The sequence below is a fragment of the Flavobacterium sp. genome (assembly GCF_047602195.1).
Classification (GTDB): Bacteria; Bacteroidota; Bacteroidia; order Flavobacteriales; family Flavobacteriaceae; genus Flavobacterium.
The window spans coordinates 2,040,132-2,054,327 of sequence record NZ_JASGHW010000004.1; the positions used below are offsets into that span (position 1 = coordinate 2,040,132).

18 protein-coding genes are annotated in these 14,196 nt (G+C 50.0%); 3 read left to right on the top strand and 15 right to left on the bottom strand.

Translation table 11 applies throughout. From position 1 onward, the window contains the following. Nucleotides 1-13: 13 nt before the first annotated feature. Nucleotides 14-445, bottom strand: a complete 432-nt coding sequence (locus QM717_RS15245; RefSeq protein ID WP_415038703.1) for a DUF6526 family protein — start codon at nt 443-445, stop codon at nt 14-16. A gap of 280 nt (nt 446-725) precedes the next feature. On the opposite strand from QM717_RS15245, the gene QM717_RS15250 reads away from it, so the two are divergent. Continuing rightward, entirely contained in the window at nt 726-1,766 is a 1,041-nt protein-coding gene (locus QM717_RS15250; RefSeq protein ID WP_415038705.1) for an NAD(P)-dependent alcohol dehydrogenase, read from the top strand. Nucleotides 1,767-1,993: 227 nt separating this feature from the next. Continuing rightward, nucleotides 1,994-2,422, top strand: coding sequence for a hypothetical protein (locus tag QM717_RS15255; protein ID WP_415038707.1), 429 nt, complete (start codon nt 1,994-1,996; stop codon nt 2,420-2,422). A 30-nt stretch (nt 2,423-2,452) separates the two neighbouring features. On the opposite strand, the gene QM717_RS15260 is transcribed toward QM717_RS15255, so the two are convergent. The 5 genes from QM717_RS15260 to QM717_RS15280 all read right to left on the bottom strand — a co-directional run bounded on the left by QM717_RS15260 (nt 2,453) and on the right by QM717_RS15280 (nt 6,705). Then, nucleotides 2,453-3,028 (bottom strand): Crp/Fnr family transcriptional regulator, encoded by a 576-nt coding sequence (locus QM717_RS15260; RefSeq protein WP_415038709.1) that lies wholly within the window; start codon nt 3,026-3,028, stop codon nt 2,453-2,455. Nucleotides 3,029-3,085: 57 nt separating this feature from the next. Next, nucleotides 3,086-4,468 carry an exonuclease domain-containing protein gene (locus QM717_RS15265; RefSeq protein ID WP_415038711.1) on the bottom strand — a complete coding sequence of 461 codons (1,383 nt, stop codon included), beginning with the start codon at nt 4,466-4,468 and terminating at the stop codon, nt 3,086-3,088. A gap of 55 nt (nt 4,469-4,523) precedes the next feature. Next, the gene (locus tag QM717_RS15270) at nt 4,524-5,075 is read right to left on the bottom strand and encodes a hypothetical protein (protein ID WP_415038712.1); all 552 of its coding nucleotides are present in this window, start codon (nt 5,073-5,075) and stop codon (nt 4,524-4,526) included. Then, the gene (locus tag QM717_RS15275) at nt 5,072-5,602 is read right to left on the bottom strand and encodes a hypothetical protein (protein WP_415038714.1); all 531 of its coding nucleotides are present in this window, start codon (nt 5,600-5,602) and stop codon (nt 5,072-5,074) included. Before QM717_RS15275 ends, QM717_RS15270 begins: the two co-directional genes overlap by 4 nt. An 83-nt stretch (nt 5,603-5,685) precedes the next feature. After that, nucleotides 5,686-6,705, bottom strand: a complete 1,020-nt coding sequence (locus tag QM717_RS15280; protein WP_415038715.1) for a bestrophin family protein — start codon at nt 6,703-6,705, stop codon at nt 5,686-5,688. Between the two features lie 72 nt (nt 6,706-6,777). On the opposite strand from QM717_RS15280, the gene QM717_RS15285 reads away from it, so the two are divergent. Beyond that, on the top strand, nt 6,778-7,347 hold the full coding sequence (locus QM717_RS15285) for a Crp/Fnr family transcriptional regulator (RefSeq protein WP_415038716.1): 570 nt from the start codon (nt 6,778-6,780) through the stop codon (nt 7,345-7,347). Nucleotides 7,348-7,454: 107 nt separating this feature from the next. Here QM717_RS15285 and QM717_RS15290 read toward each other — a convergent pair whose 3' ends face one another. From QM717_RS15290 to QM717_RS15330, 9 genes are all read right to left on the bottom strand, one after another. Then, nucleotides 7,455-8,297 carry an alpha/beta fold hydrolase gene (locus tag QM717_RS15290; protein ID WP_415038718.1) on the bottom strand — a complete coding sequence of 281 codons (843 nt, stop codon included), beginning with the start codon at nt 8,295-8,297 and terminating at the stop codon, nt 7,455-7,457. A gap of 41 nt (nt 8,298-8,338) precedes the next feature. After that, nucleotides 8,339-8,911: a carboxymuconolactone decarboxylase family protein gene (locus tag QM717_RS15295; protein ID WP_415038720.1), complete on the bottom strand. Its 573-nt coding sequence runs from the start codon at nt 8,909-8,911 to the stop codon at nt 8,339-8,341. An 11-nt stretch (nt 8,912-8,922) separates the two neighbouring features. Continuing rightward, a complete protein-coding gene (locus QM717_RS15300; protein ID WP_415038722.1) occupies nt 8,923-9,309 on the bottom strand; it encodes a cupin domain-containing protein in 387 nt (128 codons plus the stop codon). Between the two features lie 181 nt (nt 9,310-9,490). Then, on the bottom strand, nt 9,491-9,721 hold the full coding sequence (locus QM717_RS15305; RefSeq protein ID WP_415038724.1) for a 2TM domain-containing protein: 231 nt from the start codon (nt 9,719-9,721) through the stop codon (nt 9,491-9,493). Nucleotides 9,722-9,834: 113 nt separating this feature from the next. Further along, nucleotides 9,835-10,374, bottom strand: a complete 540-nt coding sequence (locus tag QM717_RS15310; protein WP_415038726.1) for a hypothetical protein — start codon at nt 10,372-10,374, stop codon at nt 9,835-9,837. Between the two features lie 134 nt (nt 10,375-10,508). After that, nucleotides 10,509-11,396 (bottom strand): alpha/beta hydrolase, encoded by an 888-nt coding sequence (locus QM717_RS15315; protein WP_415038728.1) that lies wholly within the window; start codon nt 11,394-11,396, stop codon nt 10,509-10,511. Nucleotides 11,397-11,510: 114 nt separating this feature from the next. After that, a complete protein-coding gene (locus tag QM717_RS15320; RefSeq protein WP_415038730.1) occupies nt 11,511-12,230 on the bottom strand; it encodes an SDR family NAD(P)-dependent oxidoreductase in 720 nt (239 codons plus the stop codon). Between the two features lie 36 nt (nt 12,231-12,266). Then, the gene (locus tag QM717_RS15325) at nt 12,267-13,253 is read right to left on the bottom strand and encodes an aldo/keto reductase (RefSeq protein ID WP_415038732.1); all 987 of its coding nucleotides are present in this window, start codon (nt 13,251-13,253) and stop codon (nt 12,267-12,269) included. A gap of 143 nt (nt 13,254-13,396) precedes the next feature. Continuing rightward, a complete protein-coding gene (locus QM717_RS15330; protein ID WP_415038734.1) occupies nt 13,397-14,185 on the bottom strand; it encodes a DJ-1/PfpI/YhbO family deglycase/protease in 789 nt (262 codons plus the stop codon). Between the last annotated feature and the right edge of the window lie 11 nt (nt 14,186-14,196).

The following is a 14,196-nucleotide window of genomic DNA, read 5'->3' on the forward strand; positions in this document are numbered from 1 at the left end:
TAAAATCTAAAATCTAAACTCTGTCGTAATCGCCTTTCCAGTTCACAATACTTTGCTTGATTTTGGTCCCGCCGATTTTCTCGTTTCGCGCGCGCTCCACCAAAGCCACGAATTCTTCATCGGGCGCAAAACGCAACGAGAACAATTGCGAATCGCGCAGTTCGTGTTCGAATTCCTCCAAACGTTTGCCTGTCAATGAAAAATAGCGGTAACGCAGTTCCAATCGAACGATGCGGTTCTGCAACGTCAGCGCGTAATGCTGGCGCATCATGTATGACACCCAAATGACCAAGCCGATCACGACGCTCATGAAAATCCACAAGGCGGTTTCGGGTCGTGAAAAAACAAAGTAAATCGAAATCAAAAAAAGAATCGCCGCCACCGGATAAAATACAAAATGGTGCGGTGCGTAATAGCGGATGTGGTTTTCGTAAGATTGTTTCATGGTGAAATTTTGAGTCACTAAGATAAGTTTTCTATTTGGTTGGCCACGAATGCACGAATTTTATTTGACGATAATCTGCAATTCGAGTATTCGTGGCTGTTGTTTTTAGGAGCATTTTCCAGCCATTCGCTGTATCTTTTATTCCGTCCCGAAGTGTCGGGACTCCACAAAAGGATGCCGCTACTGTCTGGGCTAGCGACCGTTGTAAATTTTACGTTATTTCTAAAAACAAGCCAATACAAAATCAAAAAATCACTAACTTTAAAAAAACTTATACATCATGATACCAGCTAAAGGATATGCGGCACAAAGTGCCCAAACCGACCTCGCGCCGTGGGATTTCGAGCGACGCGAACTCAACCCGCACGACGTACAATTCGACATACAGTATTGCGGCGTTTGCCACAGCGACCTGCACCAGATCCGCGACGAATGGGGCGGTGCCATCTTCCCAATGGTGCCCGGACACGAAATCGTAGGCAAGGTCGTCGCCGTGGGCAGCCACGTCAAGAAATTCAAGGTGGGCGACATTGCGGGAACCGGTTGTCTCGTCGATTCGTGCCGCACTTGCGACAACTGCAAGGACGGACTCGAACAATTTTGCCTCAACGGCATGGTCGGGACTTACAACAGCATCGGCAAGGACGGCGTGCCTACACAGGGCGGCTACTCGAATACGATTGTCGTGCACGAGGATTTCGTATTGCACATTTCGGACAAACTCGACTTGGCCGGGGCGGCGCCTTTGCTTTGCGCGGGCATCACGACCTATTCGCCCTTGCGCCATTGGAAAGTAGGCAAGGGGCACAAACTGGCCGTGCTCGGACTCGGTGGTCTCGGACACATGGCCGTCAAGTTTGGCGTGGCTTTCGGAGCCGAAGTGACCGTGCTCAGTTCCTCTCCCGAAAAGGAAGCCGATGCCAAGAAGCTCGGTGCGCACCAATTCGTATTGACCAAAGATGAAGCGCAGTTGTCGGCAGCCCGTGGCCGTTTCGATTTTATCCTCGATACCGTTTCCGCGCCGCACGACATCAACCTGTACATGGCATTGCTACGCCGCGACGGCGTGCACATTTGCGTGGGGGTGCCACCGACGCCGTATCAACTCAACGCGTTCAGTTTGATTGGCGGACGCAAAAGCTTGGTCGGATCGTTGATCGGCGGTTTGCCAGAAACCCAGGAAATGCTTAATTTTTGTGCAGCCAACAATATCGTTTCGGAAATCGAGATGATCGACATTAAGGACATCCACAAAGCTTACGACCGCATGCTCAAGGGCGATGTGAAGTACCGATTTGTGATCGACTTGGCGACGTTGTAAGGATACTGCGGCCCTAGCCCCGATAGCAGCAAGTATCCTCGTAGAGATACTGCGGATAGCGGGAACAGCTCCTAAAAATAGACCATCGGAAAGTGAAACTTCGGTTTCGTTTCGGTGGTTTTTTATTGGCAACACTGCGCCATCGTGGGATTTTTATAATTCTAAAGGCTAATCCTATAAGGGCTCGCAGCACGAAAAGTCGTCACTTTGTTAAAAAAGAAATTGCTATGGAACCAATGGATCACATCTCGACACTTACCGTGAAAATTTCGGGCTCTATTGAAACACCACCCGAGAACAACCGCGAGCTTTTTAAGCAAAGCATTATTGAAACCGTTTTGTATCTGCTCAAAACCGAAGACGTTTCTATCGAATACATCGGCTACAAACCCGACCACTCGGGCGTGCATCCGCTCAACCAGAACGTGACCGAATATGAAGATTGTGTGTTTGTGAGCATGAATGTCAATGCGCTCGCGCTCAATCCGCTCGACGGCACGCAAACCAACGACGACATCATCAAGACTTTTGTCGAGGTTTTCGAGAACAAGACGCACCGGCACCTCGAAATCGACTCGACGCTCGTGCGCAAAGGCAAGAAACAGCGCATCATCGAGATGAGCAGCGACTGGAAATTGTACCTCAAGCACGGCTAATTTGACATGGATTCCCTGAATGGGAATTTTTTATTTCCCCAAAATTCGCTTGCGCAAACGGCTCAGCGATTCGGGCTTGATCCCGATGTAGGACGAGAGTTGGTTTTGCGAAACCAGATTGAACAGGTAAGGTTGTGTCTTGAGCAGGGTTTCGTAACGTTCCTCGGGCGTCTGGAAATGCAGCATTTCTTCGCGCTGCATGATTTGGATGTAGCTCCATTCGGCAATCAACCGACCAAATTTTTGCCATTTGGGATAAAGCTCGTAGGCTTTCTCGATTTCCTCATAATCGAGTGCGATGATGGTAGAGTCTTCCATCGCGCGCCAATGGTATTGCGAAGGCGTCTTGGTGATGAAGCTCACGAAGTCCACCATGAAGTCGTTGGGTTTGGCAAAACGCGCATTGATTTCATTGCCTTTGTAATCGACATAGAACATCCTGAAAAAGCCGCTTTCCACAAAATAAACATGCTTGCAGACCTGTCCTTGCTGTAAAAGATTGGTGTCTTTTTTAACCTCCATCTTTTGCATGATCGGATGGATGATGGCGTATTGCTCATCGGACATGTCGATAAAGGAAGTGATGACGGTTTTGAGCGGATCCATGGGCGACTGTTGTAAGTTCAGTTTAAAAGTAAGGATTAACCGCCTACGAAGCAAATCCTACGAAGCGGAAAGGGACTGCGGATAAATGACCTTGCGCGGGTATTTCTGCGTAAAAGCCTGGATCAGTTGCATGATGTAGGGATTGCTGCGGTAGGCCGTCACATAATCGCGGATTTCAGAAATGTCGGCCAGTCCCACCTCCGAAGCAATATAGCCCATGCCATAGAAATGCCCGTTTTCGACCCAGATGCAACTGCGTTCGTCGTCGTTGCGGCCCTTGTCGATGATTGCGAAGCTCGGTCTGTTTTTGCTCAGGAAATCGAGTGCGTGTGCTACCTGCAGGTTGTGCTGTTCGAGATCGGGAAGGTTGTCTCGGCTGGTTCTGGGTAATCCTTCGGCTTGCTGCGCGCGACCGTATTGGCAGAAGCGGTGGTCGATTTCGAATTGCTCGGCCAGGTTGCGCAACAGATGGATGCCATCGTATTCTGCGTTGAAGGTTTCGATGCAACGCTGGAATTTACTTGCTTTTCCAATGGCCAGGTAACGGTAACCGTTGCGCGCTTCGTATTCGTATAGCCCAAATTTTGACTCGAAACGTTTGAGCGCCGTATTGTAAGCCGGCCACAATTTCTTGATTTCCGCGCATTCGAGCAAAAGCGCCATGAGTTCGGTCGCGCAGACCTCGAACGAAATTCCGTGGATTTCGCGCAGGAAATGCTGGCGTTGCGGCTTGACGTTGTGCCCGCTGAAATGCGAGGCCACGCGTTTTTTCAAATTGATTGCCTTTCCGACATAAATGACTTTGCGCGCCTCGTTATAGAAATAATATACACCGGGTTTGTCGGGCAATTGCTCGAAATCCTGCGGTGGAAGATTGGGCGGCAGCCGTTGGTCTTGTGCCGTTTTCTTGAGCATTTGGGCCAGGATGCCATCGTTGTCCCATTCCATCAAGCGCGAAAACAAGACAGCGGTGGCCTCGGCATCACCACCGGCGCGGTGGCGGTTTTCGAGCGGAATATCCAAGGAGCGGCATAAGTTGCCGAGGCTGTAGGAGGCCAATCCGGGTTTGATTTTCCTTGCGGCGCGTACGGTGCACAATTTTCTTGCGGTCCATTTGAATCCTGCCTGTTCGAGTTGGTGGCGCACAAACGAATAATCGAAATTGACGTTGTGGGCGACAAAAATGCGCTCGTTGAGCAGTCCGTGCACTTGTTCGGCGATGTCGTCGAAAATGGGGGCGTGACGCACCATTTCGTTGTTGATGCCCGTCAGTGCAAAAATAGGGACCGGGATTTCCTTTTCGGGATTGACAAGCGTTTCGAAACGGTCGATGATCTTTTGGCCGTCGTGGATGATGATTGCAATTTCGGTAATGCGGCTGCCACTGGCATTTCCGCCGGTGGTCTCGATGTCGACGATTGCGTACTGGTTTTTTTTCATCACAAATGCGAAAGCCAAAAAAGATTGGTGTTGGGAATGGCAAAGATATTCCAAATCAGGATGCGGTCGGTTTTTTTCTGCCGATCCAATACAATATTAACAGTAGGAAAGCGACTTGCTCGATTACAAATGCCAAGTACAGCATCCGTGTCAGGTCAAAAAGCTGTAAGAGGATGTCCGGATTGGTTTGTCCTTGGGTTTCAGGGAGAAACAGCAACGGAAATTTGGCCGCGATCAGGATTGCTGAACTGACCAAGGCATGCGCAGCCAATACCAACGGTCTTGGTTTCCGGCCGCTGTTGCTGAGTTTCCAATAAGCGAAAACGGGAAACAGTACATTCAATACCGCCAGCATTACAAAAAAATACGGCGGATAAATCGTCGTATGCCAACCCGGAACCAACGAACTCAAAAAATCGGAATACACAAATGACGTCAGGCACAGCAGTGCGATCAGGACTACGGTTAAAAGGACTATTTTTTTCATCTCAAATCCGTCATAAGGGTGATTGGTTTGCTCTACCTGCCAGATGATCTTTCGGTCAGGCCCGAGCAGACTTAAAGTAATCGCTGGCGCATTCGCTGCATTGGTGCAGTTTTCTGTCAAGCATTGCTATTGGTAGGAATGGACGGGTTGTTCTTTTTGTCGAGTTTGGCCTTGAGGAAGGCAGACAGTTTTTTGATCAGGTAGGCGATACAGAATCCGGCGGCAATACCGCTGACCATTCCGATGCTGAGTCCCAAAACGATGGCCTTGGTTTGGGACCACCAATGCAGGATTCGGTTCAAGAACCAAAAGGTTCCGGCGCCGACAACCGATAGCGAAACCGAACAAAAAAGAATGGCAAACCAACGAAAGCCTGCGGTAAACGATTTTTGGCTGATTCCTACCAGCACCGAGGCCGAAACCGCCCCAATCCCAATAAATCCGAAAATAACCATCAGACCGATTGCCGTGAGCAGCAGCGCAATGAGCAGGCTAATGAACATAAAAGTCAAGCCCAGTACCAGGATACTGAACAGGAACAGGTTGAATTCTTCATCGTCTGCTTGGGCTTGGAGCAAAACGAAGTCCGGCAGCAGGTTGAAAAGTGTGGCGGTCAGTTGCAGCATTTGATAAGGTCTTATGGTCATGCCGAAGATATAAAAAAGCCGCCAATATAGGTTGATTGAAATGAATTAGCCATCGCGGTCGGTTGGCGTGTATTGCTTATGCGTTAGAACAATACACCATCTTTGGGCTGTATCGGTTTGGGGACGTTCGGGTCGCCGATCATCTGCAGCAAATCAATTTCGACGATGCGGCAGATGGCGAGCATCGGGATGTCATTGTGCAGTCCTTCAAACGGATTTTCAGAATAGTCGCCGATCATTTCCATGACCACATAAATCCACCCGATGACCACTCCGATCGGGACGCTGAGCCACACATAAGCTTCGCCCAATTTGCTGAATTCGCCCACAATGCCAAACGGCAGCAGGAACACAAATATGCACACGAAAGCAAAACTGAAACTGGCGTATTGTCTCGGGAAAGGGTAGTTTTTGATGCGTTCGGCCTTGCCTTGTTCGTCGTAAATGCCGTTGAGGATGCCTTGTATCTCGATTTGCTGCATCATGTTGATGGATTTTTCTTGGTAAAGCGCCTGTACCGATTGCGTTTGCCTGTCCATGAGTTGTGTCGCTTTGTTGGCCGCAGCATCCAATTGTTTTTTTTCGTCATCGGACAGGTAATGGTGGTTGGCCACTTCATCCAGTTCTTCCTTGATCGCGTCGAAAAAATTATTGCGCCGGATTTCATTGTAACTGCCAAAAACCCAGTTCAGGCTCACGTGCTCCCAAGGCGTCGGTTTGAGCAATTGCTCGCGCAGTTGGTACAGGTAGGCGATGTGGCGGTAGATGATCTGCTTGCGGAGGGCTTGGCCGGAATCATTTTGCGCACCATCGGCTTGGTAATTCTTGATGGTCGTGGCCAATTTTCGGCTGTGGTTTACCATCGCGCCCCAGATTTTTCGCGCCTCATACAAACGTTCGTAGGATTGGTTGTTCTTGAAACCCACATAAAAAGCGACGGCCGTACCGATCAAGGACAACGGCAGCCAAGGCAAGGTGATGAGTTTCCAATGCGTGAAATGGTAAATCGTCGTCACGAGCAACATCCACGGGACAAGCCAAAGCAAGTGCTGGCCCGAAAACCGGTAGATGGATTTGAGCGAAAGTGTTTTTTTGGTGATCATGGTTGGTATTGATTGGAAAGGTTGTGTTGATTTTTTGATTAATTTTAGACGATTAAAGATAGTCAAAACGAGATGATGCACCCACTGCGAAACCACATCGAAGCCGTCACGCCACTGAGTGATGGCGAATTTGAATACATCCGGTCTTTTTTTACCGAGAAAAGAGTAAAGAAACACCAATACCTCATTCAGGACGGCGACCAGGTGCACAGCGAATATTGGATTGTCAAGGGCGTTTTTCGCGCGTTTTATCTCGATCAGGAAGGCAAGGAGCACATCCTGCAGTTTGCGCTCGAGAACTGGTGGCTCAGCGATTACGACGCGTTCTTCAACCAGACCGAGGCCAAGATCAACGTGGTGTGTATGGAAGAAGCCGAAGTGCTTTGCCTGACACTTCTGGCAAGGGAACAAATCGCCTCCGAACTCCACAAGATGGAGCATTTTTTCAGGATGAAGCTCAGCAAAGGCTATGCGGCGCAGCAACGTCGGATCATTTCGCTCTTGTCGCAGAATCCCAAACAACGCTATGAGGAATTCGGCAGCATGTATCCGAACATCATGCAGAAAATCCCCAAAAAGTACATTGCCGAATACCTTGGCGTGAGCCGCGAAACCCTGAGCAGGTTGTACAGCGGTAATTGATTGAAAAAAAAGCCGCCCGAAATGAACCCGGGCGGCCCCCAATTAATCAACCAATCATCATCATGAATTAACCCTATGGCGCAGTGGTTGAAAGCCACGCCATTTCTTTATTTTTTCGAAATCTCTTTGAGCAATGCGATAAACTGGCCCGATTTGGAAACAAATGGACTGTGGCCGCTGTTGATCTTAAAAGTATCGGTGATGCCCGCCGCCGAAGCCATCTGTTGCTGGAACGGATAACTGATGGTTTGGTCGGCTTCGGTAAAGATGTAATATTTTTTGCCGGCTGCCTTGTACTGTGCAGGGTCGTAGCTCAAAGGCGTGCCCATCGGGATGGTCGGTTCGGGTTTGTAATGCGTCAACAAGAATTTGTTTTGTTCGGCGGTGGCATCCTGGCTGAAGATTTTGCCGAGGTTGGTTTCGGGATCTGCGATGCTGGCTTCGGTTTGGTTTTCAGACAATCGGATCGATGGCCCGAGGATCGAGCCTTTGTCCATCTGCGAATAGTCCAGGACGCTTTTTCCACTTTGCGGGATGAAACCGGCTACATAGACCAATTTGCTGATCCGTTGCGGCAATTCGGCTGCCGTTTGCGTGATGATCGCGCCACCCAGGCTGTGTCCCACCAAAATGACGGGCTCCTTATAGGCATTGACCGCCGATTTTACCTGCTCTACATATCCCTGAAGCGAAACCTGGTGCGCAGGCGTGGCATCGTCACCGTGTCCCGAAAGTTTGACTACGCTCACTTTGTAGCCGGCCTTTTCGAGTTCGGTTTTGGTCTGGTCCCATACGTAGGCGCCTTGCCAAGCGCCATGGACCAAGACGATGGGGGATTTTGGCGCGGAATTATCGCCGTTGTCTTCAACAGTGGCGGCAAGGGCAGAAGCGCTAAACAACAGCATAAAAAGTTTGGATGCTGTGTGTGGATTGAATTTGAATGATTTCATTGTTTTCTATTTTATTGTTATTAATTATTGATGGTTGTTTTTTATTTGGTTTGATCTTTCGGAATCGGAACGTCAAAACCGTTCAGCACCATCGCAAGCATGGCGTAGCCGGCGATTAGGAAGATCAACTCAGCCGTTCCTTCTTCGCCCAAAACCTCGATTGACCGCGTGTACAGTGAATCGGAAAGGGTGCTTCCGTTGGCCAAAGTATTGGCAACCTGGTAGGCAAGGCTTTCGGCTTCGTCGAGCTCGGCCGGGCGGTAACCCGAAGCCAGATAAGCCACCGCGGTTTTCGAAAACCCAAAATGTTCGGCCATGATTTTGTGCGCGTAGAGTTCGAATCTGGAACCGAAAACCGCACCCACGGTGAGGATCGCCACTTCCTTCAATTTTTTGGGAAGCGTCGCATGGTTGTCAAGCGAACGGATGAAAGCCAATGCAGGAATGCCAAATTGCGGATGGCGCAGCATAGGAGGGAACGGCCCGATCAATGCCCCTTCGGGATTGACCATCGAGACCGGGCCCTGGCTTCTGGTGACCAGGTTGACGACTTCATCGTGTACATAACGAACCTCTGGGTTCATTTCTGCTGGAGGTAACGGTGCTGCTCTCATAGTGTCCAGATTTAATGGAGTTCTTCTGTAAATTGCCCGTCGATAAGCACAAAAGCCACACGGCAATATTGGTTCGTACGGTTGGCCCAAGCGTGGTTGGTTCCGCGCTGGATGACAATGTCACCGGCCCTGAGTGTGGTTTCGCCCCGGTCGAGGACCATCGTCAACTCGCCCTCGAGCACAATGCCGTAATCGACAGTCTGTGTGCGGTGCATGAGCGGATGCGGTGCTTCGGAATTGGCCCGTGCCGCGTCTTCGCCACCCATGTTCTTGAAATGCTTGGCGGCTTCTTCCTTCGAAAAGGTTCCTGATCTCATCGCCTTCGGGCGGGAAATCGATGACTCGGATTCGGGTGCCCTGTTTCGGTGGCGCCAATACCAATCCGGTTTCGGTATCATAGGTTTTGCTGTCGATGAGCGCCGGTGTTTGTTGGGTATTCCACACTTCGTGGAACTTGGCTCCGTTGGGACCACCGATCATATAGGTGCGGCCCGGTGCGGCATCTGAAACGATGATGGCTTTTCCGTCAGCGTCGTGACCCGTCACGATTCGTCTGAATGTTGGTTTTGTTTCCATGATTTAGAAGGTGTTGGATTGTTTTTTATTGAATACGAATACGCCGAGATAATGGAACAATACGCCCAACGCCCAGGCGGGAGTCGACCATAAAGGCCACGGATAAGTGGTGTCGGTCAAGTACCAAACCAGCCAGATGACGGGTGTGGCGATTAAAAAGGCTACTAAATGGATCCGGAATCCGAGTGCTGCGTGTTGGTACGTTTTGGGTGCAGCGGTAAAATTTGTTTTCATGACTTAAGGTTTTTTTTCCGTTGCTCTTGGTATTACCGAATGTCCACTGGACATTCTGCTCTTAATATCAAATGCCTCGGGTGATGATTAATAATGGTTTATGTTTTTTAGGTTCAGGCTTTTGCGCTGAATTTCTGTTCGATGTCACGCGCAAAGGCAATCCCTTCTTTGGTCAAATGTTTTCTGAGGAACAGTCCGCCCAGGCCATACACGGCATAGACTTTCTGCAACAGTGCATTCGGGAAGTCGATGCCGAACATGCAGATGAATTCACAAGTGCTTTCGGATGTTGGCCTGATCTGCATTTCCCAGGGCACGCCGACGGAAACGGGCACGAATTTCATGATGTACACATCCGATTGTGTCGAATGCAACAGCAAGTGGTCTTTCGCGTTGTATTCCATCGTATAGTGCTGTACGATTTGATCGGTGCCGATGTTCTCGACGTTGGTGGTCAGCAATACGCCGTCTTTTTCGTAACTGTTCATGGCGATGTGTGCCGGCGAATAGGAAGTGTAATCGGTTTCGGTCATCTCCGCAAACCATTGGCGCAGGTCGATTTGGTCGGCGGGAAGCGCAATCGGGAAACTGGCCACATAACGGTCTGAATATTTGCCTACCGCTGCTCTTGAAGGAATTAAGGTGGTGTTCATGATAAATAATTTAAAGGATGAATGATTAATTGAATTTGTAAACCAGTTGATTTACAGCTTATTTACAAGACAAAATTAAAGCGGCATGATCGGCGAGACCGTTGACTTCGGTTAAGAAAAATTCGAATCGGGAATTATTTTCCCGTCAAAAAATCCATAAAGGCGCCCGCTTTTTTAATCGCATCTTTCCCTTCGGGCAGCACCGAATGCCAAAGCGGAAAATTGTGGATCATCTGCGGCCATACTTCAAGGCTGACGTGAACCCCGGCCATCGCGGCATTGTGTGTAAATGTGATCGCTTCGCTGAGCATTTCCTCGGCTTCACCTACAATCACGTACATTGGCGGAAGACCATGCACATCGGCAAAAATGGGCGAGGCGAGCGGCAGGTTCGGATCGGCACCGCCCAAATAGACGGCTGCCTGTTTCTGGATCGCGACTAGGTTAACAATCGGGTCGATACCTTCACGGGTTTTGTAGGTTTCACTGTTCTGCCCAAGGTCGATCCAGGGCGAAAGGACAATCCCGCCTGCAGGCATCGGGACTTGTCGGTCGCGCGCAAACAACAATAGATTGATTGTGGCATTTCCACCGGCAGAATCCCCGGCAATCACAATCTTTTTTGGATCGTAGCCCTGTTCGAGCAGCCACAGGTAACCGTTGAAAATATCTTCCAAAGGTTGTGGGAATGGATGTTCGGGTGCCAAACGGTAATCGATGGCAAAGGTTTTCATTCTTCCGGCGCGGCCCAATTCGCTGATCTCGCCGCGGTGTCCGGCCGGACTGCCAAAAATAAACGCGCCGCCGTGGATGTAATACAGCACGTAATCTTCGCGTGCCTCGGGAGAAATGGTCCATTCGCCGCTGATATTCCCGACCGGAACGGTTTCATAATGGATGTCGTTGGCTGCCGGAAGGGTCGCATACATCACATCGGCCTGCTTGCGCAATTGTTCGATCGTGGCATCAAAACTCAAGTAGGTCTTGAAATAATCGCGCGCGATTTGAAGTTCTTTGTACATTTTGTTTTCAATTAAATGAATGAGGGTAAAATAATAAGGATGAATAGTTAAGAAAACCGGACGGGGTGTTTTTTGGATGGTGGAGGAGGTGAGGAACCCGCCCGGCTTAAAAAATTATTGTGCGGTGTAACCGCCGTCGATGATCAAATCCAATCCGGTGATATAGCTCGCCTCATCGCTGGCCAAGAAGGCCACGCCGTTGGCAATTTCTTCCGGTTTTCCGGCACGCTTCATCGGGGTTTGGTCGATTACCCATTGGTTGAGTTCGGCGTCTTGGCTATCGGTCAATGGCGTGCTGATGAATCCCGGCATCACCGAATTGACGCGAACGCCTTGTGTGGCATAAGTCACGGCGGCATTTTTGCTCAAACCAACGACAGCGGCTTTTGCTGCATTGTAAGCGGCTACGCCCGAAGCGCCCACCAATCCCCAAATCGAGGAAGTGTTGATGATCGAGCCTTTGCCTTCCTTCATCATGTGCGGAATCACGTGTTTCATCCCGAGGAATACGCCGGTTTGGTCTACGGCTACCAGACGGTCCCAGTTTTCCAGTTCGAGTTCGTGGATCGGGGTGTAGTCGATCAGTCCGGCATTGTTGGCCAGGACATCGATACGGCCATTTTCGGCGATTACCTTGGCCACGGCTGCGCGCCATTGGGCTTCCTGTGCCACGTCTACCTGAAGGAAGGTGACGTTTTCCCCGTAGTCGGCGGTTTCCTTGATGTCAAAAGCATATACTTTGGCGCCTTCGGCTACGAATTTTTTAACGATGGCCAAACCGATTCCTTGGTTGGCGCCTGTTACGATTGCGATTTTGTTTTTTAATGTGCTCATTGTGTTTAAAAATTAAATTAATATTTAGGATGGTATTTAAAATAGTTCCGTCAGTTCCCTGCGGATGAAACCCAGTTCGCCTTCACTGAGGCTGAGGTCGATCGCCTTGGCATTGCTGATGGCCTGCTGGGCATTTCTGGCGCCGGCCAGCACGACGGTGATGCCGGGTTGCAGTGTCGTCCATTTGAGGACAAGCTGTGCGAGCGTCGCGTCTTTTTCTAAAGCGATCGGTTCGATTTTGCGCAAGAAAGCTTGTACTTTTTCAGCATCGAATCGCCCGAAATAGCTGTTGCGGTGGTCGGTCGATTGCAGTTGTTCGCCTTTGAAATATTTACCGCTGAGCAATCCCCGTTCGAGCGGACTGTAGGCGATGATTCCAATATGGTTTTCGATGGCCGCAGGTACCACTTCTTTCTCGATGCCGCGGTTGAGCATGCTGTACGGCATTTGGTTGGAGGCCAATGGTAATGCTTGATGGGCCTCGAGCATCTGATTTTTGTTGAAATTGCTCACACCCGCCGCGCGGATTTTGCCTTGCTCGACCAAGCGTTGCAATGCTTCCATGGTTTCATCGATTGGCGTAGTAGAATCGGGCCAGTGCAATTGCAGCAGGTCGATGTAGTCGGTGCCGAGGCGTTGCAGGCTTTCGTCGACTTCCTTGATGACATTGGCTTTTGCGGCATATTTATAAACCGGATAGCTTTTGCCTTCGTGTTCCTGGTCCCACATAAAGTCGCCTTTCCCATTGTTGCTGCCGTCCCAGACCATCCCGAATTTGGTCAGGATTTGCACTTTCGAGCGGTCGCGGTCTTTGATGGCTTGGCCAATGAGTTCTTCGCTGAGACCGAATCCATAAAACGGTGCGGTATCGAGTGTGGTTACGCCTTGGTCGAGCGAGGCGAGGATGGCATCAAGGGCTTCTTTCTTTTCGGTGCCGCCCCACATGGTGCCGCCGATGGCGAAGCTTCCGTAGGTAAGTGCCGATAATTCAAGGTCGGTATTGCCTAATTTTCTGTATTCCATTTTGATTCGTTTTTTCGTTTATTTTTTTCATGCGTTCCCCGTTCCGCGAAAACAAGGCAAGCCATGCTGCGGTTTTGGGACGGTTTCAAGGGAGACGGCTGGCGACTCCCTGTCGACCGTTCAATAATAATGTTGAAGAAGGATTATTTTTTAGCCAACCAGCTTTCTACGGCCTTTGAGAAATCGGCTACATCGATCGGGTGTCTGCTGGTGATGATGTTGGCATCGACTACAACCGGCACATCCGATACGATACCACCGGCATTTTTAAGATCGACCTGGATGTTCCAGTAACCGGTCAGTTTTCTGCCTTTGAGGATATCGGCCGAGGCCAGCACTACCGGCGCATGACAGATGGCCGCAATCAGTTTTCCGGATTTGTTGAAATCCTGGATGAATTTGATCACGTCTTTGTCGTAACGCAAATTGTCCGGATTCCACGCGCCTCCCGGAATGAATACCGCGTCGTAATCGCCCACTTTCACCTGGTCTGCGGTGCGGTCAAACTTGATCCAGCCGACCGGTTGCAGGTATTGGATCGCCATGATGTGGGTCTTGGCCATTTCGGGGCTGCTGAGTCCATATCGTTCGGGAGCAGGGTTGTATTTCGGGGCGATGATGTCTACCGTGGCGCCGAGTTCACGGAAGTACCAAACCGGGCCGGTCAATTCGATTTCCTCGAAGCCGTCGGCGGCCAATACGGCAATTCTTTTGCCTTTTAAGGTCTGGTTTTTCACAGGGGTGAAGAAGAAAGTGCGCATCGCCTCATTTCCAGGCGCATTGAGCAAAGCCGAAACCGGCATGACCGAAACATGCGACGGCGTTCCGAGTTTGTTGATCACGTCGAGTTCGTGGTCCTTTTGTGCATTTGCAGTGAATATGGCTGATACGCTGATCAAGCCGGCCATGATGATGTGTTTTAAAGTTTTCATTGTAAAAAGAA